This window comes from Chroococcidiopsis sp. (assembly GCF_051657925.1).
Lineage (GTDB): Bacteria > Cyanobacteriota > Cyanobacteriia > Cyanobacteriales > Chroococcidiopsidaceae > Chroococcidiopsis.
Window position 1 is genome coordinate 1 of the sequence record NZ_JBOFLP010000236.1, and the last position, 24915, is coordinate 24915.

General features: G+C 44.9%; 21 protein-coding genes and 1 pseudogene. 13 read left to right on the forward strand and 9 right to left on the reverse strand.

What is annotated here, in order from left to right:
* Positions 1-87 precede the first annotated feature (87 nt).
* From ACRC32_RS19185 to ACRC32_RS19205, 5 genes and pseudogenes are all read left to right on the forward strand, one after another.
* A pseudogene (locus ACRC32_RS19185) lies at positions 88-1131 on the forward strand (selenium-binding protein SBP56-related protein); the annotation flags it as partial.
* Positions 1132-1183: 52 nt separating this feature from the next.
* Complete coding sequence (locus tag ACRC32_RS19190) at positions 1184-1504, forward strand: 2Fe-2S iron-sulfur cluster-binding protein (RefSeq protein ID WP_438555469.1); 321 nt, start codon at positions 1184-1186, stop codon at positions 1502-1504.
* A gap of 111 nt (positions 1505-1615) precedes the next feature.
* Positions 1616-2170: a 1,2-dihydroxy-3-keto-5-methylthiopentene dioxygenase gene (locus tag ACRC32_RS19195; protein WP_438555470.1), complete on the forward strand. Its 555-nt coding sequence runs from the start codon at positions 1616-1618 to the stop codon at positions 2168-2170.
* A gap of 26 nt (positions 2171-2196) precedes the next feature.
* A complete protein-coding gene (gene mtnB, locus ACRC32_RS19200) occupies positions 2197-2850 on the forward strand; it encodes a methylthioribulose 1-phosphate dehydratase (RefSeq protein WP_438555471.1) in 654 nt (217 codons plus the stop codon).
* Between the two features lie 79 nt (positions 2851-2929).
* The gene (locus ACRC32_RS19205; protein ID WP_438555472.1) at positions 2930-3703 is read left to right on the forward strand and encodes a hypothetical protein; all 774 of its coding nucleotides are present in this window, start codon (positions 2930-2932) and stop codon (positions 3701-3703) included.
* 79 nt (positions 3704-3782) lie between these two features.
* Here the strand turns inward: ACRC32_RS19205 and ACRC32_RS19210 are convergent, their stop codons facing one another.
* The 5 genes from ACRC32_RS19210 to ACRC32_RS19230 are packed head-to-tail and all read right to left on the reverse strand — an operon-like array spanning position 3783 to position 9038.
* On the reverse strand, positions 3783-4253 hold the full coding sequence (locus ACRC32_RS19210) for a GNAT family N-acetyltransferase (protein ID WP_438555473.1): 471 nt from the start codon (positions 4251-4253) through the stop codon (positions 3783-3785).
* A gap of 36 nt (positions 4254-4289) precedes the next feature.
* Complete coding sequence (locus tag ACRC32_RS19215) at positions 4290-5489, reverse strand: ABC transporter permease (RefSeq protein ID WP_438555474.1); 1200 nt, start codon at positions 5487-5489, stop codon at positions 4290-4292.
* Between the two features lie 31 nt (positions 5490-5520).
* Positions 5521-5979, reverse strand: a complete 459-nt coding sequence (locus ACRC32_RS19220) for an SCO4402 family protein (protein ID WP_438555475.1) — start codon at positions 5977-5979, stop codon at positions 5521-5523.
* Between the two features lie 39 nt (positions 5980-6018).
* Positions 6019-7473 carry an efflux RND transporter periplasmic adaptor subunit gene (locus ACRC32_RS19225; RefSeq protein ID WP_438555476.1) on the reverse strand — a complete coding sequence of 485 codons (1455 nt, stop codon included), beginning with the start codon at positions 7471-7473 and terminating at the stop codon, positions 6019-6021.
* The gene (locus ACRC32_RS19230) at positions 7431-9038 is read right to left on the reverse strand and encodes a cyclic peptide export ABC transporter (protein ID WP_438555477.1); all 1608 of its coding nucleotides are present in this window, start codon (positions 9036-9038) and stop codon (positions 7431-7433) included. Before ACRC32_RS19230 ends, ACRC32_RS19225 begins: the two co-directional genes overlap by 43 nt.
* Before the next feature lie 270 nt (positions 9039-9308).
* On the opposite strand from ACRC32_RS19230, the gene ACRC32_RS19235 reads away from it, so the two are divergent.
* From ACRC32_RS19235 to ACRC32_RS19245, 3 genes are all read left to right on the forward strand, one after another.
* Positions 9309-10586 carry a sensor histidine kinase gene (locus ACRC32_RS19235; RefSeq protein WP_438555478.1) on the forward strand — a complete coding sequence of 426 codons (1278 nt, stop codon included), beginning with the start codon at positions 9309-9311 and terminating at the stop codon, positions 10584-10586.
* A 144-nt stretch (positions 10587-10730) separates the two neighbouring features.
* Positions 10731-11414, forward strand: a complete 684-nt coding sequence (locus ACRC32_RS19240; RefSeq protein ID WP_438555479.1) for a response regulator transcription factor — start codon at positions 10731-10733, stop codon at positions 11412-11414.
* Between the two features lie 345 nt (positions 11415-11759).
* Positions 11760-12437: a hypothetical protein gene (locus ACRC32_RS19245; protein ID WP_438555480.1), complete on the forward strand. Its 678-nt coding sequence runs from the start codon at positions 11760-11762 to the stop codon at positions 12435-12437.
* Positions 12438-12447: 10 nt separating this feature from the next.
* Here ACRC32_RS19245 and ACRC32_RS19250 read toward each other — a convergent pair whose 3' ends face one another.
* The 4 genes from ACRC32_RS19250 to ACRC32_RS19265 all read right to left on the reverse strand — a co-directional run bounded on the left by ACRC32_RS19250 (position 12448) and on the right by ACRC32_RS19265 (position 16907).
* The gene (locus ACRC32_RS19250) at positions 12448-13758 is read right to left on the reverse strand and encodes a hypothetical protein (protein ID WP_438555481.1); all 1311 of its coding nucleotides are present in this window, start codon (positions 13756-13758) and stop codon (positions 12448-12450) included.
* A 132-nt stretch (positions 13759-13890) separates the two neighbouring features.
* Positions 13891-15081 (reverse strand): glycine C-acetyltransferase, encoded by a 1191-nt coding sequence (gene kbl / locus ACRC32_RS19255; RefSeq protein WP_438555482.1) that lies wholly within the window; start codon positions 15079-15081, stop codon positions 13891-13893.
* Positions 15082-15083: 2 nt separating this feature from the next.
* On the reverse strand, positions 15084-16133 hold the full coding sequence (locus tag ACRC32_RS19260) for an NAD-dependent epimerase/dehydratase family protein (protein WP_438555483.1): 1050 nt from the start codon (positions 16131-16133) through the stop codon (positions 15084-15086).
* A 99-nt stretch (positions 16134-16232) separates the two neighbouring features.
* A complete protein-coding gene (locus ACRC32_RS19265) occupies positions 16233-16907 on the reverse strand; it encodes a 2OG-Fe dioxygenase family protein (protein WP_438555484.1) in 675 nt (224 codons plus the stop codon).
* A gap of 442 nt (positions 16908-17349) precedes the next feature.
* Between ACRC32_RS19265 and ACRC32_RS19270 the strand changes: the two genes are divergently transcribed.
* The 5 genes from ACRC32_RS19270 to ACRC32_RS19290 all read left to right on the forward strand — a co-directional run bounded on the left by ACRC32_RS19270 (position 17350) and on the right by ACRC32_RS19290 (position 24663).
* The gene (locus ACRC32_RS19270) at positions 17350-18516 is read left to right on the forward strand and encodes a pyridoxal phosphate-dependent aminotransferase (RefSeq protein WP_438555485.1); all 1167 of its coding nucleotides are present in this window, start codon (positions 17350-17352) and stop codon (positions 18514-18516) included.
* 105 nt (positions 18517-18621) lie between these two features.
* Positions 18622-19479 (forward strand): alpha/beta hydrolase, encoded by an 858-nt coding sequence (locus tag ACRC32_RS19275; protein ID WP_438555486.1) that lies wholly within the window; start codon positions 18622-18624, stop codon positions 19477-19479.
* 585 nt (positions 19480-20064) lie between these two features.
* Positions 20065-22230, forward strand: a complete 2166-nt coding sequence (locus ACRC32_RS19280; protein ID WP_438555487.1) for an AMP-dependent synthetase/ligase — start codon at positions 20065-20067, stop codon at positions 22228-22230.
* Between the two features lie 31 nt (positions 22231-22261).
* Positions 22262-22393, forward strand: a complete 132-nt coding sequence (locus ACRC32_RS19285; protein WP_438555488.1) for a hypothetical protein — start codon at positions 22262-22264, stop codon at positions 22391-22393.
* Positions 22348-24663, forward strand: a complete 2316-nt coding sequence (locus ACRC32_RS19290) for a 3-hydroxyacyl-CoA dehydrogenase NAD-binding domain-containing protein (protein WP_438555489.1) — start codon at positions 22348-22350, stop codon at positions 24661-24663. The genes ACRC32_RS19285 and ACRC32_RS19290 overlap by 46 nt, the downstream gene beginning before the upstream one ends.
* Positions 24664-24915 lie beyond the last annotated feature (252 nt).

Below are 24915 nucleotides of genomic sequence, written 5' to 3' on the forward strand. Positions count from 1 at the left end.
AGACCTCTACTCTACGTGGCGAAAGCCTGGTAGAGCAAGTCCTCTCGATGAACTGAGAATCCCCCACTTTAGTGGTGGGAGCGTCAAATTGTAGATACAAAAGAAACGCGATCGCCTCAAATTTATAAAGTTATCGAACCAGAAGAAATCAAAGCGAAAACAAATTTAACAGCACCCCATACAGTCCATTGTCTAGCAGATGGTCATGTCATGATTTCGATGTTAGGTGATAGTCAAGGGAATGCACCTGGTGGCTTTTTGCTACTCGATGAAAACTTTGATATTGTCGGACGTTGGGAACAACAAGCTACGACGATGAAGTTTAATTATGACTTTTGGTATCAGCCGCGTCATAACATCATGGTAAGTAGCGAATGGGGCGCACCTAAAACTTATTATCCTGGCTTTGACCTCAACGATGTAGCAGCAGGAAACTACGGTCAGCAATTGCAGTTTTGGAACTGGAAAGATCGCGAAATCATTCAAAGTTTTGACTTAGGTGCAGAAGGTTTAATTCCTTTAGAAGTCCGTTTTCACCACAACCCAGATAGTACGCACGGCTATGTTGGTGCAGCCTTAAGTAGTAATATTTGGCACTGGCACAAATCTAACAGACAATGGGCAGTTGAGAAAGTTATTGATGTTCCATCCGTAGAGGTTCAAGGCTGGGAAATTCCCGTTCCCTCTTTAATTACCGATATTTTGCTGTCAATGGACGATCGCTATCTCTATTTTTCCAACTGGTTGCATGGAGATATTCGTCAATATGACATTAGCAATCCTTCTCAGCCTCAATTGACTGGGCAAGTTTGGTGTGGTGGTTTATTAGGAAAAGGTGGCGAAGTTAAGGGACAGAAATTGCAAGGTGGTCCCCAAATGCTGCAATTAAGTTTAGATGGCAAGCGGTTGTACGTCACTAATTCTCTATTCAGTACTTGGGATAATCAATTCTATCCAGACTTAGCCAAAAATGGCTCTTACATGTTGCAAATTGATTGCGACGCGGAAAAGGGAGGATTGAAAATTAATGAAAACTTTTACATAGATTTTGGTCGAGAACCAAACGGCGCAGCCCGCGCCCATGAAATGCGATATCCTGGTGGCGATTGTACTTCAGATATTTGGATTTAGCGTTAAGAGAATCGTACGGGCGCACAGCTGTGCGCCCGTACAAGGGAGTCGAATGAAAGCCTATCAAATCGAACTGGTTAACAGAAATAATTTTACTCTTAACGTAGCAGCAGATGAGTATATTTTAGATGCAGTAGAAGCGGCAGGATTAAAATTACCCGTAGGCTGTCGTTATGGGGCTTGTATTACTTGTGCTGCCCGGATTTTATCAGGTGAAGTAGAACAGACAAATGCGATTGCTCTCAAACCTCAGCAAGCTGCAAAAGGTTACGTTTTGTTATGCGTTGCCACTCCTCGTTCTAATTGTAAGTTTGAAGTCGGCGTAGAATGTCAAAAAGAATTGTATATAAACCCTTTTATCAGTGAACAGTGAACAGTTATCAGTGAACAGTGAACAGTTATCAGTTTTTAATTGATTGCGTTGCCTCCTTGTCCCCCTTGTCTCTCTTTCTTTCCCTAACCCCTAACTCCTAGCCCCTTAATTATGGCAATCCTCAAATTAGAAGACGGTACGATATACACTCAACTCGCTGATATTAGCCGCGAATTGTCTTCCCTAAATATTCAACTCAATTACTGGAGTGTAGGAGAAGATCCCCAATTGCGGCAACTGTTAGTCCAAGAAAGCTTAAATTTGGAGGAAAAAGAACGAGTTCTCGCAGCTTTAGATACTTATTTTGAGCAACTTAAACAGACAGATGGTTATCAATCTCGTGATTTAATTGCATTACATCCTGGGATTCCAAATTTAGATGAGATGCTAGCAAAGTTCGATCGCATTCACACTCACGCCGATGATGAAGTCAGATATATTGTTGATGGTGAAGGGATATTTGGTTTCGTGCGTCCTGATGGTAGCCAAGTAGAACTGACAGTACAACCAGAAGAGTATATTAACGTCCCCGCCGGAACCGAGCATTGGTTTTATTTAACAACCGCACGACGAGTCAAAGCTGTACGATATTTCATTGATACAGCAGGTTGGGTTCCTCAATATACGGAAAAAGAAATTCGGTTTCGTCAAAGTGCGATCGCGTAATTCATTATATTTATTACCTCTGATTCATGCTTAATTATCAACCTTCAATAACTCACACCAAAACGACCGATCCGCGTTTTGAATTGATCGATGCTGCTCGTTATTTTTACCGTCAAGATTGGATGGTAGGAACGGCAGGAAATCTTTCCGCTCGTCATGCTGACGATAGTTTTTGGATTACGGCAAGTGGGAAGGCGAAAGGAGAGTTATCAACTAGCGATTTCGTTTGCGTTGCCCTCGATGGTACGATCTTAGAAAGAGCATCTGCCAATATTAAACCATCGGCAGAAACAATAATTCATCAAGCAATTTATAGCTTATTTCCAGCGGCTCAAGCTTGCTATCACGTCCACTCAATTGAAGCAAATTTAGTTTCTCATTTTACTGAGAAAGATGATTTGCCACTACCACCCCTGGAAATGGTTAAAGGCTTAGGTGTATGGGAAGAAAACCCCCAGGTGACAATTCCCGTATTTGAAAATTATTTAGAAGTTCCTCAAATTGCCGCAGAAGTTAGCGATCGCTTCAGCACTCAATTACCTCAAGTCCCAGCTTTGCTAATCCGCAATCATGGCGTGACTGTCTGGGCAGATTCCCTCACCTCAGCTCGTAATTATGTTGAGTTGATAGAATACATTTTTCGATACATGGTAGCAGCTCGGCAAGCTGGAATTTTATGAAAATGGAAGGTCACGGGAACAATAGAGCGATCTTTTCTTCATAACTTATAACCTGAGTCTACTTTATAGGAGAAAGTCAATGCTATTGTTCAATCGCTGGCAGTCAAAAACTGCTTTTTTAATGGCGATGGGAATGACCGCAACAGCGTTTGTACCGCTTTTGATTTCTACTCCAGCGATCGCCAATTCTCCCTCTTTTGAAATTGCACAACTCTTTCCTGACTCTCGCGACGATGAGTATCGCGGATCTTCTGGTGGTGTTGTCCCAAGAGGAACGATAATTCCAGTAACTTACGACAGAGGCAAAAAAATTATTGTCTCTCCAGAAGAAACAGCGGATATAACATTGACTGTGGCTGAAGATGTCGAGTCTGAAAGCGGTAGAATCGCAATTCCTGCTGGTAGTCGGATTGAAGGCGAACTCAGACCTACCGATCGCGGGACTCAATTTGTCGCGCAAAATCTAATTTTAGAAGATCGCGATCGCCGCTATCCAATTGAAGCAACATCGCGGGAGATTACCGACACTGAAATCATCAATGAAAAGTCAAATCCCGATATCCTCAGAGGCGCGGTGATAGGTGCTGCTGCTGGTGCAGTCTTGGGTGAAATCTTTGGTGGAATTGACCTTGGTGAAGTCTTGGCTGGTGCGGGTGTAGGTGTATTGGGAGAAGTCTTATTGAGAGGTCGCAAACAAAAAGAAGTTGAAGTTGTTGTCATCAGACCAGATACAGACTTAGATTTAAGATTAGAGGAAGATTTTGTTGCCTCGCGTTCTGGAAATGATGATTACCGCGATTCTGACGATCGTCGCAACAGGGATTCTGATTATCGCAGGCGTGAAGATAATTAAACTTGCTGCTGTACGTTTTGGTGAGGGTGGGTTTAGCAAGATCTCGGTGTGAAAATAGAGACTTTGGGTGAACCCGCCCCTACAGATCGTCATCTAACAAAACTTTGTGGAATACCAACGATGTTTTGACTTGGCTGTAGCCGCATTTTTGGTAGAAATGATGAGCTGCTGAACGGACAATATTAGAGCGAACTAATATACTGTGACATCCGCATGTCTTTGCCCAGCTTTCAACTCGATCTAGCAATTTTCTCCCGATACCAGCACCGCGATCGCTTGGCGCCACAACTAAGCCGCCAATTTCAGCATGAAAATCTGTCAGCAGCGAGTGATGAGCGTAAGCGTGAATCCAGGCGATCGCACGATTATCTAGACCTGTGGCTACGTAGATAATATGATTGCTATCTGACAAAATTTGGTATAGGCGCTGCTCTATGGCAATAGTCGAAACAGGATAGCCGAGTTGGTGAGACAAAATCGCGATCGCCTCAACGTCTTGCGTAGTAGCTGGGCGAATATTAACACCGCTACTATCAAGAGCAACTGACATGATAAAACTACCCCATCTGTACGCCTCATTGTAAATCTATGCACTTCTCAGGGCAATAATTGGATCGAGTGCTGCTGCTTGACGGGCAGGAACGACACCGAAAATCAGACCAATACTACCGGAAACTCCTACAGCTAAAGCGATCGCGCCCAAAGGTACTGATGCTTGTAAAGGTGACAGTACACTCACGACGACTGCCCCACCAATCCCTAAACCCGTACCAATTGCTCCACCCGCCACGGAGAGAATCACCGCTTCAATTAAAAATTGCATTAAAATTGCTTGCTGAGTTGCTCCAATTGCTTTACGCAGACCAATTTCTTTGGTACGTTCGGTGACAGAAACTAGCATGATATTCATAATCCCAATTCCACCGACAAATAGAGAAATTCCCGCGATCGCCGCTAACAATAAACTCAGCACACTCGTCACTTGAGCTACCAAATCTTGCACTGACTTGTTTGCCATCACGATAAAGTCTTTCTTACCATGTCTGCGGGTGAGAATATTAGTCACTTGAAATGCAGCTGCTCTGACACTGAAGCGGTCAACAGCAGAAAGCTCGATATAATCGATCGCAATCCCATTAGGCGATCGCCGTCCTGCAAGTTGATCTACCATCGTGCTGATAGGAACATAAGCCGTTTGGTCGGGATTCGACCCCATAAACGAGCCTTTTGGTTGCATTACACCGATGACGTGAAAGCTGAGATTGTTAATTTGAATTGCCTTACCCAAAGGATTCTCGCTGGCAAATAGCTTCCGTGCTACCACCGCACCGAGAACAACAACTTGAGCATTTTGCTGAAGGCGATCGAAAAACTTCCCCTGACCGACTTTCAGATTACGGACGTAAAGGATTCCTGGTGTCGTGCCAGTGACATTTGATTTTGTCGTCCGCCCTCGATAGGACAATTGTAGGTTAGAGTTCACTTGCGGCGCGATTTCTCTCACGGCTGGGGCTTGAGTCGCAAGAGCTTCTGCATCAGCTAAAACTATCTCTGGTGTCTCGGTTGTAAACCCTTCTGCATTTTCCATTCCCGCCCAAATAGAAAGCTGATTGGGACCAAAAGACTCTAGCCGTTTTTGGGTAAATTGTTGTGCGCCTTGCCCAATTGCCACCATCGCAATTACTGAGGAATTGCCGATGATAATTCCGAGCATTGTGAGGGCACTGCGGAGTTTATTAGCAGTTAGAGTTTTCACTGCCATGTTGGCATTTTCAAACAAGTTCATTGCAGTATTTTGAGTGTGAAGATATTTAGAGTTAATTACCGTGCATCGTCTGCAAAGCACGATTAGCTAAAGTAATGACATCCACCCAGCGTGGAGAAGAGATGTATGTTTCATCAGTTGCATCCAAACCCACAGTTCCAAGAACTGCCTCCAGTGCGAGGATGAGAGAGGCGATCGTCTGAGCTTCGTCTCGATTTTTGAGAAAAACACCGATCGCGCTGGCAGGATTCTGCACCAAACCCGTACCGTCATAGATAAAGTCAACAATGAGACCAAAATAGATATATTGAACGGCACAGCCGATAAATTCCGACTCAAATTTAGGAGCAAACGTCTGCTCGATCCAAGCCAGACGCTGATATTCTGCATCTGCCAAAACCTGAAGGATTTCGATTAGTTCTTTCCTTAGCTCTGGATGTATCAGTGTCGGAGCAGATACTTCGCTCTGACTCAACCCATACATATATTGGAGTAAGCGCTTTAGTTGCATAGTATTTCCTTCCTCCCAGAAATGGGAGACTCAAGTATGCTACATAGATACAGGTGGCGGAGTGTCTACGCCTTCAATTTGTTGGTTAGCTGGGGGACTGAGAAACACGCGATCGCCACTGTTTAAACCGGATAGCACCTGAATGCGATCGCCACTGGTTGTACCGACCTTTACCACCTGAAACTTTGCCTGCTGCTCGTTCACCACGTACACGCCAGTTTGACCGTCAGGTTGAGTCACCACCGCCGCTAGGGGAATCATTATCGCCTGTTTGACTGGATCGCTAAGGAAATTGAGTCTGACATTCATCCCAGCTTTGAGCTGCGTTAGCCCAGTCTGCAAGCCTACTTTGACTCGAAAAGAAGTAATATTGTTTTCCTGCACTGCTCTAGGAGCAATTAAGCTGACTTTGCCCTTAAAAGTTCGCACTGGATAAGCGTCGGCTTGAACGTTTACAGCCTGTCCTAACCGAATTTTAGACAGGGTAGCTTCGGGGATTTTGGCTTCGATTTGCAATCCGCTAGAGAGTTCGGCAATAGAAGTAGATGTTGCCCCTTCACTAGCAGATGCAGAGGTAGTAGGTGTCACGAAATCTCCTTCTTGGGCAAAACGACGGGTGATGATACCTGCAAAAGGGGCGCGGACGAGGGTATCGTTGAGTTGGGTTTGGTAAAAGGCTAGCTGAGAGGCTGCTTGATTGACTTCAGCTTCAGCCTGAGCAATTTCTTCGGGGCGAAAACCATTGAGATTTTTTCTCAAACTGTCTTGCTGTTCCCTCAGTCGCGACTGTTCGGCTTCCAGATTAGCTCGTGCCTCTCGTTCTCTGGCGATGAAATCTCCAAGGGTATTTTGAGAAATTGCCCCTGCTTGAGCTAATTGCTGGTAGCGCTGCAATTCTTCTCTGGCGCGGGCGAGTCTAGCTTGAGCTGCTGTTACTGTGGCTTGGGCTGTAGTTACTCTGGCTCTGGCTTCGGCAATTTCTTCAGAGCGAGTTCCAGCGCGTTTTTCAGCTAAATCGGCTTTGGCTTTTTGCAGCAATGCTTGATATTGGTTAACTTGCGCTTGTAGTCGAACGTTATTCATCCGCGCAATTAATTGCCCTGGCTTGACGCGATCGCCTTCTCTCACAAATAATTTAGCAATACGGGCAGAGTCTTCAGAACTAAGGTTAACTTTTTGCACTGCCTCCACCACCCCATTTGCAGGAATTTGGACGACCAAATCTTGTTGTTGCACCAGCACAGTTTGACTCGTAATATCTGGTGTTACATCTGTCTTATTCGTCAGTAAATACACCGCGATCGCACCTCCAATGACACTAATTATTGTCACTCCTAATACCCACGAATTCAGCTTAACTTTCTGATTAAATAGGGAAAATTCCATGTTTGAAGTGAGTAGTGAGTAGTGCGCGATCGCTGACAACTGATAACTGACAACTGATAACTGATTTACACGAGTTTGCCGTAGTCGAGTTTGAACAGGCGATCGCATAAATGAAAATAGCGATCGTCGTGGGTGATAACTATGACAGTTTTGCCTCTTTGCTTGAGTTCTGGTAAAAGCTGTTTGTAGAATATTTCTCGAAAATACGGGTCTTGGTCTGCTGCCCACTCGTCAAATAAGTAAATCGGGCGATCTTCTAAATATGCTATCAACAAAGCTAGCCGTTTTTGCTGTCCTTGAGATAACTCTATAGTTGAAAACGCATTGTTTTTGATTTTAACTTTATGTTCTAATTGCAGTTGTAGCAAATATTTACGCGCTCGCTCGTCAAGATTATCTAATTGAATACCCAAAAGTTGCTCGAAAAGATAAAAATCAGAAAAAACTGTAGAAAATAATTGGCGATATATCTCTCGATTTTGTTCGATTACATTGTTTTTATCCCAAATAATTTTACCAGAATCAGGAATGTATAAACCTGTAATTAATTTAGCTAAGGTAGATTTTCCGCTGCCATTTCCACCCACAATAAAAATGAGTTCGCCTGGATAAAAAGTTAAATCGATCGCACCCACAGTAAAACTATTTTCGTCCTCACCTTTGTAATAACTGTGGGTAACTTGAAGTAGTTCTATACTTTGGGAAAATAAAGGCGATCGCAGTTCGATAGTTGAGGTATCTTCAGCACGACTAGCAAGAGATAAACCAAGTTGCTCGATTCTCCGCAGAGCGATACTAGCTTCAGTCAGCCTGGGTAGAGCAGTCATCACCCTTTCCAGTGAATCCATTAAATAAATCAAAACTAAGACATATCCAGATAATATGGCAGTGTTAACTGTGGCAAATTGACGCAAGCCAAATAATATTAACCCGATGATGATGAAAAAGAATAATTGGCTAATGTTGTAGGAAATTCCAAAAAATACTTCGCTGGTAATGTTGTGCGATCGCCAGGTAGCGGCTGTAACTTTTAATTCTTCACTGACAAACGCTCGACGACGAGGGGCATGAAGTTTTAATTCCTTAATTCCATCGGTAATTGTGCGAAAATGTTTAAATAATTGGTCTTTTTCCGCGCGAGCAAGTCCCATTAAATTTTCAGCTTTTGCAATCAAAAATTTAATAACTAAGAGAGCAATAGAAATGAACAAAGCTGTAACTAGAAATACTTGCCACGATAGCCAGCAGAGATAAATCAAACAACCAATAATCAGCGCAATGTCAACGCATAAGTAAGGTACGACAAATACCGTGTCAGAAATTGAGTCTACATCGTCTGTCAAAGTGGCTAAGAGTCGATTAGCTCCCAATTCTTCCAGATGACATAAAGGACAAGCAAGAATGCGATCGCTTAAATGCAAACGTAGTTTATAAATTGCAGATTGAGTTATTCTTACTAGTAAATAGTGAGAAATTGTGCTAGATAAAAGGGCAATAAATATTAGTAGAATAAAATTCAAAAATTGATTATTTATAGCTAGGTTATTACTGTTAATCGTGTTGTTAATTAAGGCGAGTAGAGCAGCGTTACTGGCTCCACCTAGAGAACCTACAAGAGCAGCGATCGCTACTGTTAACCAAGAAGATGTTAAGAGGAACTGAATGAGATTCATAACTTAATGCCATAAATATTACTAAATCGCATTACTAGATCGCACGTAGCGTAACTACCATTTATCAATTTCCTATCAAAAGCGTAGGCGATCGCCCCAACTTTCTACATGGATCGAAACTCCCAAAACTTTCTAGGACTTTAGTACCAAAGCAAGTAGGACTTTAGTACTAAGCTTTTGAACTGAGAGTGGGAAAAAAGGCTCTAGCTTTGTCAAGAATTATTCTATAAACTACGAGCAGACTCGCTCTATCTACATCTTCAAACTACTGTGAGCCGCTTCATACAGTTGAAAACTCGCCCATTTCGCTTGCTACTCTATTTAGAGTGGATCTTGTTGGGAATGGTAATTGTTGGCGAACTACCGTGGGAAGGTATTACCTACCTAGGCGCAATGCTGGGCGAAATTCCGCAAAGACAGGGGTTAGTTTCCTACAGTTGGCAGATTACAATCGCCTGTTTACTTGGATTTGGGCTAATGGGTTTGCGATTGCCTACAGGTAGATCGATTAACAAATGGCTTTATACAGGACTGGAATTGGGCTTAATTTTGCTTGCCGATGCAGTAGGAGGTTGGGGTAGATTTGGTGTTCCTTACATCATTATTTTGATTCGAGGTTGCCAGATTTTTCAAATGCCAGGACGTTTGTTAGTCGCTGGATTAGTCTTTTGCACTACAGTTACTTCGCTGGTAATTTCGCTGGGAGATCTGCAAGCCGTACAAGCGGAAATGACAAGACCAGTACCGACGATCGCTCAAATCAAAAATTGGGTACTTTTCGTTACTATCAATACTACATTTTATTATGGATTACTTTTAGCATTTATCTTGATGTTGATAAATGCTTTGCTGTCAGAGCGTCACAGCTGGCAACAATTAGCGATCGCTCACGAGCAACTGAGACAATATGCTTTACGAATCGAAGATCAAGCAACATTACAAGAACGCAACCGGATTGCTCGCGAAATTCACGATTCTTTGGGACATACTTTAACGGCTCAAAGCATCCAGTTAGAAAATGCCTTGTTATTTTGCCCTGCTAGTGCCGAGAAAACTAAATCCTTTTTGTCTCAAGCTAAACAACTAGGCTCAACAGCACTGAGGGAAGTCAGACAATCAATCTCTACTCTCCGCGCCGATCCGCTACAGGGGCAACCGCTAGAAGAGGCGATCTCAACTTTAATTCACAATTTTCACCATACTACCAGTATCGTACCAGAGGTGGAAATTTGCCTAGTCCACTCTGTATCAGGAGAAGTTAGCACAGCTATTTATCGCATTATTCAAGAAGCTTTAACAAATATTTTCAAACACAGCAAAGCATCGCGAGTGACGATTCAGTTACAAGCAAAAGCTGGACAGCTAAAACTTTTCGTGAAAGATAATGGTCGAGGATTCGTGCCAGAACAAAACACTACCGGTTTTGGACTTCAGGCAATGCGAGAGCGCACCGCAGCTTTAGGAGGACAAATTCAGATCGAGAGCCAGCCTAACTGCGGTTGTCAGATTCTTGCTGACATTCCCTTATCAGCGATCGGTTATCAGTGAACAGTTATCAGCAAGTCAGGAGTCAGGAGTTGTTTAATCTCCTCTGCCCCTGAAGCCCCTCTGCTCTCTGCTTCCTTGTCTCCCTTATCCCCACATACACCCCATACCCTACTCCCGATCGCACCACGTACCACTCAACAACCAATGACCAATAACATTTGCCTATTACTAGTTGACGATCAAATAATTATTCGTCAAGGACTGAGAAGCTTGTTGGAGTCGCAGCCAGACTTGCAAGTGGTTGGTGATGCTGAAAATGGACAACAAGCGTTAGACTTACTAGAGTCTTTAAAAGGGACTCCGCTACAACCAGATGTTGTGCTAATAGACGTGCGGATGCCTGTAATGGATGGGGTAGCAGCTACTCAGCAAATTACTCAACGCTTTCCTCACGTCAAGGTATTGGTATTGACAACATTTGATGATGACGAATACGTAGCACAAGCGATGCGATTTGGCGCCAAAGGATACTTACTGAAGGACACACCATCGGCAGAACTAGCAGTTGCCATTCGCGCTATTTATCAAGGCTATACTCACTTGGGACCAGGATTATTTGAAAAAGCTTTGCAGATTTCTCAGCCTCAATCTGCACCACCTACTATCCCTCCAGAACTAGTTTGTCTTTCGCCTAGAGAGCGGGAAGTCTTGCGATCGATCGCACTAGGATTGAGTAACAAGGAGATCGCTCAAGCACTTTTTATTTCCGAGCGCACGGTGAAAAATCACGTCACGAGTATTTTGAGCCAATTACATTTACGCGATCGCACTCAAGCCGCACTATTTGCTAGTTCTTGTTTAGCAATTTTAGAACAAATGAATGAATAGATGAGGGCAGACAAGAAATAGAAGGGAAACTCATAACGAGAGTTAGATTTTTTTGTTTTGCCAGCACAGCTAACCTTGAGAACCCAACGCGCTTGCTTAGCAAATTTAACATGAATTCGCTTCTATTCTGAGATAGAATTTGGCAAAACTTGCGTTCTTGGATGCTGTCCTGAGCTGAACTTGACTAAAACTAGAAAAGTAGCCTCAGAATCGCAAAACTAGGATCTGCGTTTAGTGTTTCCAAGTTTTTACTGCTAGGTGACATAAATTTAAAGAACAATTTACTTGCTTTTACGTCATGAATATTATAATTTTTATTCCGTTAGTTTAGGAGAAAGACTTTATATGTTCATTTCTAATTCCTGGCAAGCCAAAGTTGCGGCGCTGATGGCACTGGGAATGACTTCTGCCACAATAGTACCTGCGATCGCTGCGACTCCGGTTGCAGCACCCCAATCGAACCCTAGTAAACTGTTAATTGCTCAATCACCTCAGTCGATCGTACCAGTTGGTACGGTCATTCCGGTGCGATACAAAAAGTCAGATAGAGTGCTGGTTACGCCTAAAGAATCAGTCAGACTGACGCTAACTACAGCAACCAGCGTCCGCTCGGAGCGCGGAAATGTCGTGATTCCCGCAGGTAGCCAAATTAACGGTAGACTCAGACCTGCTGATGGTGGTTCGCAATTCGTGGCTGAATCAGTAGTCATCGGTAGTCAAAAGCGAAAATATCCGATTGAGGCAACATCATCTGTAGTGAGAAGAAAGCAGATAATCGATCGCAAAACCAACCCCGATTTTGTTCGCGGTGCGGTTGTTGGCGCAGCAGTCGGAGCCGTAGCATCTGAAATTTTTGGAGATATCGATTTAGGTGCAATCTTAGGAGGCGCGGGAGCTGGAGTGTTGGGAGAAACGCTCCTTAGAGGTCGCAAGCGTAAAGAAGTGGAAGTGGTTGTTGTCAATCCCAACCGAGATTTAGACCTGACGCTAGATGAGGATTTTGTCTTGTCTCGAAATCGGTAAGGAGAATTTGTCAGTTGTAAGTGGTCAGTCGTAAGTTTGGCGAATGCTTTCGTTCTAGCAGGTGGAGATTTCCAGCTGCTAGAACGGATAGACCCTGTTCTGTAAGAGCTAGTGCCGTTTTGTTTAAGGCATCAAACTTGTCCAAAAAATTCAGGGTGAGATGTTCCCAATCTCCAGAGGCAATAATCTCCTGCTTGTCACGGAAATAATCGAAAATATCCGATGGGTGCTGCCGCATCAGCTCAATGTCTGGATCGCCTCCCTCATGCTTGGCTGAAATATTCGGCACGCACGAAGCCAGCTCCATCAACTCATCTCTGCGATTGTACGGCTGCCGCACGATGCCTTTCCAAGTTTCAGTGATGTGATGCTCGAAGCGAACCTGCTGCTCGAAGTCCAAAGCTTGGCGAAACTGGCTGGTAATTTCAATCGTTTCATTATTGACCGAGTTACTCCAATTAAATCCAATTAATGGAGAGCTACCATCATCCCGAGAAAATAACTTTGCTCCAAGTAAAGTCCACAAAGCTGCGTAGGGATTGTCGTTGCCCATAAATACAGAGATCTTGAACTCGATATCAACACCGAGTCGATGGAGGAGATAGCCCAGTAGCACTGTCCCAGGATTGAGATTGAGAACTTGGCGAATGCCATAGTTAGTGTAGTAGTACAAGTACTCATCCAACCAGAGCAAGGCGCGATCGTTGGGCTGTCCAACACCACCAAAGTAACCCGCGATCGTTTCCGCTCCGCCGAGATGGACGTTCGAGCCATCAGTTCCTTTAGTATCGAGAGTGACGACAAAACTCGCGCCCATAATTTGCATAGCTGCAGCAATGGCGGGCAAGTCACCATCGGTTTCTTGTTCCTTCATCTGGCGGACTTGAATGAAACGTCCCGGCATGAGGGATTGTTGGGCGATCGCTCGTCGAGCTGCGGCAATTATCCAAGGAAAATATTGACAGGCACTAATTTCTAGCGTCACTGCATATTTGTCGCCAAAAGTCAAGCGCTTTGCCTTGTTTCCTAGTACATTCTGTCGATAATCGGCAATGCTGACAAATGCACCCTCATCTGCTTGCTGTTGCAGCCATTGTAGATCGGTCAAATATTCGGGTCGAGTTTGTCGAACGCGCTCTAGCAATGCAGTCAGAGACGCAGCTTGTTTTGCCTTAGCATTAATCTCTTCTGGAGTCCCATATTTAGACACGACATCGAGGAAATTAGCGATCGCCTCTATATCTGGATCTACTAAAAGGTTATTAATCGCTTCTAGCCTTGCCGTTGGAATTTTTAATTTTTTTCGGATATCCTCAATCATAGTAATTTTCCTCTTCAATAGGCAAAAGTCAAAAGTCAAAAGTCAAAAGTCAAAAACTAGTAGTCAGAAGTCAGAAGTCAGAAGTCGGAATGAACGGGTCACTGCTCCCTGCTCCCTGCTCCCTGCTCCCTGTCAAATAACCCCATACTTTTTCCCCACGCGAGCAAACGCTTCTACACATTGCTCTAATTGTTCTTGCGTGTGAGTGGCGGAGACTTGTACCCGAATTCGGGCATGACCTTGGGGAACTACGGGATAGCTAAAGCTAATGACATAAATCCCCTCATCGAGCAGATCTCGCGCCATAGCTTGTGCAAGTTTCGCGTCGTACAGCATAATTGGTACAATCGGGTGGATACCAGGTTTAATTTCAAAACCGCGATCGCCGATGGAAGTCCGAAAGTAGCTGGCATTCTCCAGCAGTCTTTCGCGTAATTCTGAGGTTTGGTTGAGTAAATCCAAGACCTTAATGCTGGTGTAGGCGATCGCCGGAGCAAGGGTGTTGGAAAATAAATAGGGGCGCGATCGCTGCCTGAGCAAGTCGATAATGACTTTATGAGCTGATGTAAAGCCTCCAGAAGCTCCACCCAGCGCTTTTCCTAACGTACTAGTGATGATGTCTACACGACCCATAACACCACGATGTTCGATCGAGCCGCGTCCTGTTGCTCCCAAAATCCCAGTAGCATGACTATCATCTACCATAACCAGCGCATCATACTGTTCGGCTAAATTGCAGATTTGGTCTAGCTTAGCGATATCGCCATCCATGCTGAAGACCCCATCCGTGACAATTAAGCGGATTTTAAGCGATTCGGTAGCTTGCAGCGTTTGCTCCAACTCCGAGCTATTGCTATGGGCAAACCGATAACGTTTAGCTTTACACAACCGAATTCCGTCAATAATGCTGGCGTGGTTGAGTGCATCGCTAATGACCGCACATTCATCATCTAGTAGTGTTTCAAATAGTCCGGCATTGGCATCAAAACAGGAACCGTACAGAATAGTATCTTCAGTACCGAGAAACGCAGAAATCTTTGCTTCCAGCTCTTTATGTATGGTTTGCGTGCCACAGATAAAGCGCACCGATGACAAGCCAAAACCATATTTAGCAATTCCTTCCTGAGCTGCGGCAATAATGTCAGGATGGTTAGCTAATCCTAGATAGTTGTTAGCGCAGAAGTTCAGTACCGTCCGACCATCCTGAAGTCGGATTTTGGCATCTTGGGGCGACGCGATCGCTCGTTCTTCTTTGCGCAGACCGGATTGATGAATTTCATCGAGCAGGGATTGAAAAACAGAAGCCGCCGCTGTGGTCAACATGGCTACATCACCGAATGTAGGGAGTCGGGAGTCGGGATTCGGGAGTCGGGATTCGGAATTAATTTTGAATTTTGAATTTTGAATTTTGAATTTTGAGTTGCTCCCTGTTCCCTTTTTAATGACTCCAGCTTCGCCAACATATCGCTGACGATCGCAGGTAAGTCATAAGTATGTTGCCAACCCCAATCGGCGCGTGCTTTAGAGTCGTCAACTGTACAAACCCAAGAATCCGCGATCGCTTGCCGGAAATCGGGTTTGTATTCGCAGGTAAACTCAGGTAAGTGCTTTTGAATCTCAGCTACGAGTTCTGCTACCGAGAAGCTGACTGCTGCCACATTGTAGCTGGTACGAATTTTGATGGCTGATAAATCTGCTTCCATCAGTTCCAGAATCGCTCTGACCGCATCTAAAGCGTACATCATGGGCAAGCGAGTCTCTGGGCGAAGGAAACAGGTGTAAGTTCCCTGCTGGAGGGCAGCATGGAAGATTTCTACGGCAAAGTCTGTTGTCCCACCTCCTGGTGGAGCATTGTAGCTAATAATGCCTGGTAAACGTAAAGATCGCACGTCCACGCGAAACCGTTGCGCGTAGTACTGACAAAGTAGTTCGCCCGTCACCTTTGTAATTCCGTACATTGTAGATGGATCTGTCACGGTAATCTGAGGCGTGTCTAACTTCGGCGTATGCGCTCCAAATACGGCAATAGAACTAGGATAAAAGACTCTGAGTCGAGCGGATTTGGCTGCTTCCAGCACATTTTTTAGCCCATTAATATTAACGTCCCAACAGCGATCGGGTTCCTGTTCGCCCTTTGCTGAGAGTAGTCCTGCTAAGTGGTAAATTGTATCGATTTGATGCCGCTTGATAATTTTTTCCAACCGCCGAGCATCTGTGACATCTAACACTTTATAAGGAAATAACTTGCTTTCCTCTGAGCGTGGCGATCGCCCGCTTTCCATGACGTGTGTTGTCCCATAGCGTCTTTGTAGGGCAACAACAAGGTCGCTTCCCAGTTGACCTCTAGAGCCAGTGACTAAAATATTATTCATCATATGATAGTTATCAGGGAGTAGGGAGCAGGGAGTAGGGAGCAGGGAGTAGGGTGTAAAAAGATTTTGACTTTTGACCTTTGACTTTTGACTTTTGACCTTCTACTCTGGTGGAAATAAACCAGGACATGTGAGGACAAAAACATCTCTGACTCCCAGTTCAGAAGTAGTCGCTTTGACAGGCGAAGTGTAGTGGAAGTATTGACTATCTCTAAAGACTAAGAATTCGCCAGGATTGAGAATTTTGCTGAAAGCGGGACGACTATCTTTTTCTGGATAAAGATGCGTTTCTCCCCCTTCAATTCCGGTTCTATTGACAGAGAAAATGCCGACGAGTTCGACTCCATCGCGATGAATTCCCTCGGGTGCAGGATTGCCGAGTTGCTGAGAAGAAGCTGTGGTTCTAATTTGATGCACTGCAACTTCGTTGAAGTTAGTACAAAGCTGGCAAAACTGGAAAAATTCCCAAACAATTTTTTGAAAATCTGCCGACGAAACTAAGCGATCGTCAAGTTCTGGATACTCTCTGATAACATCTCCCAAAATTGAGTTATATACTTTCGATTGAAATAGCTGCCTGTGGGGTAATTGTATCAGGCGATCGCCAGCCATTTGAAAGTGAGAAAGGTTTCTAAAACGATAGTTGCCTGCTAAATATGGATCGGCTGGTAAGCAATCGAAAAATGGTTGTAACTGCTCTAGCTTAACAGCGTTCACCATTTCTAAAACATAGCTGGCTAGACAATTAAATTCTTGTGGTTTTGATAAATTCAACATAGTAAACTTCCTCACGTTCAATTGAGGATAGCAGAATTATTCAAACTGCTACATCTAATTTAGTAGTTAGCATTGGATTATGCCCTACCAAAGTTTGCTACCGATAGCAGCAAAAATTAACAATAAATTTATAGGTTTATAATGTAAGCTCGATCTAGCCTTTTCATTCCTTTATAGGAGCCTCATCAAGAGATATAGAACATAGTATGTGTTAGCAAAGAGGCTCTATAAAATAGGAGTTAAGGTTTCATTCTATTGTTAGGGAAGACACCTAGCGTTCGATCGAGTCTACTAATTTAATTGTAGTTATATTTTTCGGCTCTTGTCGATCCCTATAACTTTTGGCTGATATCTGTCATTCTTACTAACTCTTTTTTTAATAAAAATTCATACAAGAATGTCAGTTATCAGTTGTCAGTTGTCATTTGGAAAATAAATTAATATGAATTTTGCCGAACGAATGAGCCGCCTGGGGACGGAATCTGCTTTTGAAGTCCTTGCCAAAGCACAACGTTTGGAAGCTCAAGGACGTAACGTAATTCATCTAGAAATCGGACAGCCAGACTTCCAGACACCGATGAATATCTGTCAGGCTGCATTTCAAGCCATGAAAGACGGCTACACTGGCTATGCTCCAGCCGCTGGATTACCTCAGTTGCGACAGGCGATCGCTCAATATGTGACACACACAAGAGGCGTTGAGGTGCATCCCGATGAAGTCGTGGTGACACCAGGCGCTAAGCCGATAATTTTTTTCACTATTCTGGCGCTGGTGAATGCAGGTGATGAGGTCATATATCCCGATCCAGGTTTTCCTGTTTACGAATCAGTGATTAACTTCGTAGGTGGCAAGGCAATTCCCCTAGCTTTGCGCGAAGAGGTTGGCTTTCGTTTTCGGATTGAAGATTTAGAACAAGCAATTTCTCCCCGCACGCGACTATTAATTCTCAATTCTCCCCAAAATCCTACTGGAGGCGTGCTGCAACTTGAAGATTTAGAGGCGATCGCCAATTTAGCAGAACGACATAATTTTTATATCCTCTCGGACGAAATCTACTCGCGCATCCTTTACGAACAAACACACCACAGTATTATCAGTTTGCCTGGGATGAAAGAGCGGACGATTCTGCTAGATGGTTATTCTAAAACTTACGCGATGACGGGGTGGCGCTTAGGTTATGGTGTGGCTCCCCAACTATTAGCTCAAAAGCTGGAGCAATTAACGATCAATTCCAATTCCTGCACCTGTTCGTTTACTCAAATTGCTGGAATTGAAGCACTGACAGGAACGCAAGAGTTTGTGGAACAGATGGTGGACGAATTCAAACAGCGACGAGATTTTATTGTCGATGGTTTGAATGCGATCGCCGGCATTCAGTGCGTTAAACCTACAGGAGCATTCTACGTATTTCCTAATGTCAAACAACTCCCTCTCAACTGTGATGCACTCGCAGATTATTTACTAGCAGAAGCCGGAGTTGCCGTACTTTCTGGCTCTGCTTTTGGTAAGTTTGGTGAGGGATATTTAAGGTTATCCTACGCTAACTCATTGGAAAATATTCGCGAAGCGCTCAACCGGATCCAAACCGCGATCGCTCAGCTCAAATGAGGCATTCAGTCTTCTTCGTCAGTTGTATACAATTAAAATGGATGCACGGTAATTTCTGACTTCTGAGTTCACCCTGTTGTAGAAAAACATTTGGGGAGAATCAGGATGAAAAACATTGCAGGAACCTTCAAGGGCGCTGGTGGATTAAGCCTCTATTACCAAAGCTGGCATCCCCAAGATCGATCGCGGGCTGTGGTGGCGATCGTGCATGGTTTGGGAGCGCATAGCGGTCTATTTCTACCTGCTGTAGAGTACTTAGTGTCTCTAGGTTATGCAGTCTATGCCTTTGATTTACGAGGTCACGGACACTCGCCAGGACAAAGGGGACATATTAATAGATGGACTGAATTTCGAGAAGATTTAAGCGCCTTTTTGCAGCAAATTTGGACGCAAGAACCGAATTGCTCTTGTTTTGTCTGGGGGCATAGCTTGGGAGGTGCAATTGTTTTGGATTATGCTTTGCGCTCGCCGCAGGGATTGCGGGGTGCGATCGTCACTGCACCAGCCTTGGGAAAAGTTGGAGTCTCGCGCCTCAAACTGGCGATCGGGCGAGTCTTTTCCCGCGTCTATCCACGCTTGAGTCTTAAGGTTGGCTTGAATCATAATGCTAGTTCGCGCAATCCGAATGTTATTTCTGCCTATAGTCAAGACCCCTTACGTCACGAATACGGTAGTGCCAGACTTGCAACAGAATTCTTTGCTGCCGTGGATTGGATCGAAAATCATGCGTCTGAGCTGCAAATTCCTTTACTGCTGCTACATGGCAGTGCAGACCAAGTGACTCATCCTGAAAGTAGTTGGCTGTTCTGCGAACGGGTCACTTATCCCGACAAGAAATGCTACGAGTATCCTGGCAGTTATCACGATCTTTATGCCGATACGAATTATCAAGAAGTACTTGTAGACATCGGTAACTGGTTGGAGCAGCATTTGCAGGAAATTGATGACAGTCAAGCAGCATAAGGTGAAAGGGTGATATGTGAAAGGATTAAATAATGTTACCAGTTTTTCTTTATTTCAATAAATTAACAATGGACGGTGAAGTGTATATTTGACTCTTTTAAAGTGAATTCAGAGGCTTGAAACTCAATGATTAGTAAGTAGAAATTCCTGTTGTTAGTTTGATTTGTTACTAAAGATAGATAAAATAGCAGCTTCGTGAAGTAATGAGTTAAACTGAGATCAAGCAATTCTTTTGGCATATCGTTCGATCCCTGAAGGGTTAGATATGGCAATCTAACATCTTTGGTTACGTGTTTTGTCGTTAATTCATATTAATTAGAAAGGAGAAACAGGGAAAATATCTAACTCAGGTGTGAGAATTCGGCATCCAAAACAAATACTGCATCTGACTCTGTTTTCTAAAAACAAAACTCAATAAAAAAAACTATTGGCTCGGGCGCTCGAGCGCAAATATTATTAGCGATCGCAGTGGGGGATTCAGTAAGTGTAGGGTGGGCAATGCCCACCTTACTGTAAAAGCTAATTAATAAAAAAACACAGAAAAACTTTATCGAGGGGAAGAGATTTCAGCTCTTCTGGGCGAAAATGTTGTGGTCTAACAAAATTTACACAGCCCCTCCCAACTCTGGGAATGTGTTGTTGGGACGCACATTGCCTTCATTATTAGATGAAGCCTGCGATCGTGCTCCCAATTCCCGTGCTTTAAACCAGTGGACAGAACAAGGTTGGCAACCTTTATCCGAGCGAGCCTTTCGGACTGCGGCTGAAGAAGTAGCACTCGGTTTGTCGAACTTAGGGTTAGAGAAGGGCGATCGCGTTGCCCTCCTCATGCATAGCGATGTTAACTTTTGCATAGCCGATCTGGGCTGCTTGCTAGCTCAACTGATTGACGTACCGATCGATCTCACCCAGACGTTGGAAAACATCGTTTTTATTACGCAACACAGCGAAGCCAAAGGACTAATTGTTTCTAACCTCGACTTACTCGACCGCATCATACCTTACTTAGGCAGCACGCCCGATCTACAAATCGCGATCGTTGCCGATGTTTCCCTCGATTGGCAAGGACAATTCAAGCATCCTCAAGCAATCCAAATCTCTTCCTTGGCAGAGATACGGCAGCAAGGACAAGCTCAGATGTCAGATGAGAGGCGACAACAGCTCCGCGCATCGCTCGCAGCAGGCGACTTAGCCACCATTATTTATATCCCTGGAGCCACTGGCAAGCCCCAAGGAGTGATGCTGACTCACGAAAACCTCTCAGCTAATGCACTGGCAATGTTCAGTGGAATTCCCGATTTGGAATTAGGCGCAAAAGAGGTCGTACTTTCATTTCTACCCTTGACTCACGTATTTGCCCGTATCTTTTTCTACGGTCACATGAATTACGGACATAGCGTTTACTTCACCACTCCTAACCGAGTGATGAAACATCTCAAAGAGTTACAACCAACAATATTTGCTACCGTGCCTCTGTTGTTGGAAAAAATTTATCAGCGAATTTTAGAAACAGGTAGTCAGGCTCCACAACGAGAGACAGCGAAAAGTGTCAAATACGACTTGCTGCCCCGCTTTCGGACTTTCGCCGCGCAGATGTTTCAGAAGAAACAAGAAACTCCACAGCAAAAATTCCGTTTATCCTCTCTGCGATGGTTACCCCCAACTCAATTCAAGTTACCGCATTGGCGAGCCTCTCTCACCGCTTGGAAATCTTTACAAACAGAACAAACTCAACGTCTGATCGATTGGGCGATCGCCCTTGCTCAACAGTACGAATTGGGGCGGTCACCGAGCGGCAAATACGACTGGATGCTGAAACTAGCAGATCGACTGGTATTTTCTAGATGGCGTGCTGTATTTGGCGGTCATCTCAAATATGCGATCTGTGGTGGTGCTGCTTTGAAAGCCGAGATTGCTAACCTGTTTGCTGCTGCCAGAGTCACGATTCTACAAGGCTATGGTTTGACAGAGACAAGTTCGGCAGTTGCCTGCAATCGGGGTTGCTTCAACCGAGCTGGAACAGTAGGAGTACCGTTGCCAGGGATAGAAATAGCGATCGCATCTGATGGTGAAATTTTAGTCAGGGGACCTTACGTGACGCAAGGCTACTATAAAAACTCCGAAGCTACCCAACAGGCGATCGACTCTGAGGGCTGGTTTCATACAGGCGACATAGGAGAGTTTACTGCTGATGGTTTTCTGAAAATCGTTGGATTAAAGAAAAGCCACTTCAAGCTTTCAACAGGTAAATACGTCACGCCACAGCCATTAGAACACAAGTTAGAACAATCTCCTCTAGTAGCACAAGCAGTTGCAGTGGGGGCAGAACGTAAATTCTGTGCCATGCTAATTTTTCCTGATTTCAACAACCTGCGCCAACAAGCTCAAATATTGGGACTCGACCTACCAGATGCAGAATTATTGAACCATCCCTGTATTCTCGCCCTCTACCAGGCTTTAGTAGATGAAGCTAACTGCCATTTGCCTTACTGGTCTTTAGTTAAACGCTTTCAGCTCATCAACGCTACACTCAGCATCGAGAACGGAATGCTAACTCCCAGTGGAGAAGTAAAACGCGCCAGGATCGCTGAAATGTTTGCTCAAGAAATTAATGCTTTATATGGTCAAGAAGATTCCAAACGACGAGAGACACAGCGTCACGAACAACTCAACCTATGTCCCCCCGTACCTTCATCCACTTGTCCTGCGTATGCTCAATCCTTAAGCCAGGGAGCAGGGAGCAGGGAGTAGGGAGCAGGGGAAGAAAGAGGAGCTGAGGGAGTTGGGGAAGCAGAGGGGCAGAGGAGCAGAGGGGCAACTACCAACTACCAACTACCAACTACCACTAATAACTGAGGTTTTAAAACTATGTTTAAGCCGTTCCGAACCGCCGCCGTTCTTGGTGCGGGAGTGATGGGAAGCCAGATTGCCGCTCACCTCGCCAATGCAGGTTTAACCGTATATTTATTAGATATTCCTGGTAAGGGGAGCAATAAAAACGAATTAGTTGAAACATCATTTAAAAAAGCCCTGAAGCTATCTCCACCTATATTTTTTACAGAAAAGACAGCCCGTCGCGTCATTTTGGGAAATTTTGATGAGCATTTTTACTCAGTCGCCGCAGTCGATTGGGTCATTGAAGCAGTGGTAGAAAATCTAGATATTAAGCAAAAATTGATGGAACGCGTAGAGAGCGTAATTCGCTCGGATACAATCGTATCTACTAATACCAGTGGTTTACCAATCCACGCGATCGCCCAAGGACGTTCTGACTCCTTTCGTCAAAGGTTTTTAGGTACTCATTTTTTCAATCCACCCCGCTATCTCAAGCTACTCGAAGTCATTCCGACAACTGACACCGATCCACAAGTACTAGAAAGAATGAAGTGGTTCGGAGAGCTGCATTTAGGTAAAGGGATCGTAATCGCAAAGGACACTCCTAACTTTATTGCCAACCGAATTGGCATGTATGTCACAATGCTCGGTGTGCAGGCGTTAACGCAGGGATACACGATTGAGGAAATCGATACTCTAACGGGAACAATTGCAGGTAGACCAAAATCAGCCACATTCCGCACGGCGGATTTAGTCGGACTAGATACGCTGATGTACGTCGCCAGCAACCTCTATCCAGCTATTCCTCACGATGAAAGCAGAGTAGTCTTTCGCGTGCCGGAGCTGTTACGCAAACTCGTAGAGACGGGGACGCTAGGAGCGAAAACGGGTCAAGGCTTTTACAAAAAGCAAGACCGACAAATTCTGTCATTAAATCCAGAAACACTCGCTTACGAACCAGCCAAGCCTCTAAACTTAGGCGATATTGAGGCGATTGGTAAGATTCCCGATTTAGGCGATCGCCTGCGGGCATTGTATTGCGATCGCACTCGTGCAGGTGCTTTCTTCCGCGAATCTATCCTCAAAACCTTGAGTTATAGCGCTTGCCGCATTCCCGAAATTGCCGATAATCCTGACGACATCGACAAAGCAATGCGATGGGGCTTTGGCTGGGAACTCGGTCCTTTTGAAATTTGGGAAGTACTAGGGTTTGAAACCGTACTGGCAGATATGAAAGCTGCTGGAATTCCCGTGCCGGAATGGGTAGAGCAGGGAGCAGGGAGCAGGGAGCAGGGAGCAGGGAAGCAATTCAAGATTCAAAATTCAAAATTCAAAATTTCTTTCTCTCTCAGCTCCCTCAGCTCTCTTCCCCGACTCCCGCTCATATGGCAAAATCCCGAAGCAGCGTTGCTGGACTTGGGTGATGGGGTGGTTTTGTATGAATTTCGCTCGAAGGGCAATACTTTGAGTTTGCAAGTGGTTGACGGTTTAGCTGAGGTGTTGGATCTGCTAGAGAACGATTATCGAGGATTGGTCATTGGCAACAGCAGCGCTCATTTCTCAGGTGGGGCAAATCTGGCGGAAATGGCAATGATGGCGCAGTCGGGAAACTTTGAGGCGATCGCCGATCTGATTGTCAAATTTCAAACTCTGCTACAGCGGATTCATTACTTCCCCAAACCAATTGTTGCGGCAATTCAAGGGCGCGTGTTGGGTGGTGGCTGCGAGTTAGTCATGGCGTGTCCGCAAGTCGTGGCAGCAGCAGAAACTTATATTGGCTTGGTGGAACTGAGTGTAGGTTTGATTCCTGGGGCTGGTGGCATTATGCGATCGGTGACTTGGGCAGCCGATCGCGCTGCCACAGAAGCGCCCCATCACATCCAACCATTCCTGCGGCGAGTGTTTGAAACAATTGGTATGGCGAAAGTCTCCAATAGTGCTGCGGAAGCTCAAGAACTAGGATTTCTACCACCGACAGCCAGAATTTTAATGAATGGCGATCGCCGTTTAGAAGTTGCGAAAGAAGAGGTCTTATGTAGCGATCGCGCAGGTTACGCCCCACCCCCCGAACGCAACGTCATTATGGTGCTAGGTCGTCCAGGGAGAGCAATGTTGGATTATGCTGCCGATACCCTTTACCGAGGCGGCTTCATCAGCGAATACGATCGCTATTTAGCCAACCGTTTAGCCTACGTCATGGCTGGCGGGGAACTTTCTGCACCTGCTTTAGTTGATGAAAACTACTTACTGCAATTAGAGCGGGAAGCATTTTTACCCCTACTCAGCCAGCCCAAAACCCAAGAGCGGATAGCTTACACGTTGAAGCATAAAAAGCCGTTACGAAATTAGCGGGAGTCGGGAGTCGGGAGTCGGGAGTCGGGAGCAGTTATCAGTGACTAGTGAAGAAAGGGTGTAGGGTGTGGGGTGTGGGGTGTAGTGAGTAGCTAGTGGCTAGAATTGCTCCCGATCGCTCCTCTGCTCCTCTGCACCTGAAGCTCTCTTGTCTCCCTTGTCCCCTCACTCCTCACTCCACTCTCCGAGAAGCCGCTGTCGCGTCTACACTCCTCACTCCTCGCTCCTACCAACTACCAACTACCAACT

Coding starts and splice junctions, on each gene's coding strand:
- ACRC32_RS19190 (WP_438555469.1), top strand. CDS start 1,184: ATGAAAGCCTATCAAATCGAACTGGTTAACAGAAATAATTTTACTCTT.
- ACRC32_RS19195 (WP_438555470.1), top strand. CDS start 1,616: ATGGCAATCCTCAAATTAGAAGACGGTACGATATACACTCAACTCGCT.
- mtnB (WP_438555471.1), top strand. CDS start 2,197: ATGCTTAATTATCAACCTTCAATAACTCACACCAAAACGACCGATCCG.
- ACRC32_RS19205 (WP_438555472.1), top strand. CDS start 2,930: ATGCTATTGTTCAATCGCTGGCAGTCAAAAACTGCTTTTTTAATGGCG.
- ACRC32_RS19210 (WP_438555473.1), bottom strand. CDS start 4,253: ATGTCAGTTGCTCTTGATAGTAGCGGTGTTAATATTCGCCCAGCTACT.
- ACRC32_RS19215 (WP_438555474.1), bottom strand. CDS start 5,489: ATGAACTTGTTTGAAAATGCCAACATGGCAGTGAAAACTCTAACTGCT.
- ACRC32_RS19220 (WP_438555475.1), bottom strand. CDS start 5,979: ATGCAACTAAAGCGCTTACTCCAATATATGTATGGGTTGAGTCAGAGC.
- ACRC32_RS19225 (WP_438555476.1), bottom strand. CDS start 7,473: ATGCGATCGCCTGTTCAAACTCGACTACGGCAAACTCGTGTAAATCAG.
- ACRC32_RS19230 (WP_438555477.1), bottom strand. CDS start 9,038: ATGAATCTCATTCAGTTCCTCTTAACATCTTCTTGGTTAACAGTAGCG.
- ACRC32_RS19240 (WP_438555479.1), top strand. CDS start 10,731: ATGACCAATAACATTTGCCTATTACTAGTTGACGATCAAATAATTATT.
- ACRC32_RS19245 (WP_438555480.1), top strand. CDS start 11,760: ATGTTCATTTCTAATTCCTGGCAAGCCAAAGTTGCGGCGCTGATGGCA.
- ACRC32_RS19250 (WP_438555481.1), bottom strand. CDS start 13,758: ATGATTGAGGATATCCGAAAAAAATTAAAAATTCCAACGGCAAGGCTA.
- kbl (WP_438555482.1), bottom strand. CDS start 15,081: ATGTTGACCACAGCGGCGGCTTCTGTTTTTCAATCCCTGCTCGATGAA.
- ACRC32_RS19260 (WP_438555483.1), bottom strand. CDS start 16,133: ATGATGAATAATATTTTAGTCACTGGCTCTAGAGGTCAACTGGGAAGC.
- ACRC32_RS19265 (WP_438555484.1), bottom strand. CDS start 16,907: ATGTTGAATTTATCAAAACCACAAGAATTTAATTGTCTAGCCAGCTAT.
- ACRC32_RS19270 (WP_438555485.1), top strand. CDS start 17,350: ATGAATTTTGCCGAACGAATGAGCCGCCTGGGGACGGAATCTGCTTTT.
- ACRC32_RS19275 (WP_438555486.1), top strand. CDS start 18,622: ATGAAAAACATTGCAGGAACCTTCAAGGGCGCTGGTGGATTAAGCCTC.
- ACRC32_RS19280 (WP_438555487.1), top strand. CDS start 20,065: ATGTTGTGGTCTAACAAAATTTACACAGCCCCTCCCAACTCTGGGAAT.
- ACRC32_RS19290 (WP_438555489.1), top strand. CDS start 22,348: ATGTTTAAGCCGTTCCGAACCGCCGCCGTTCTTGGTGCGGGAGTGATG.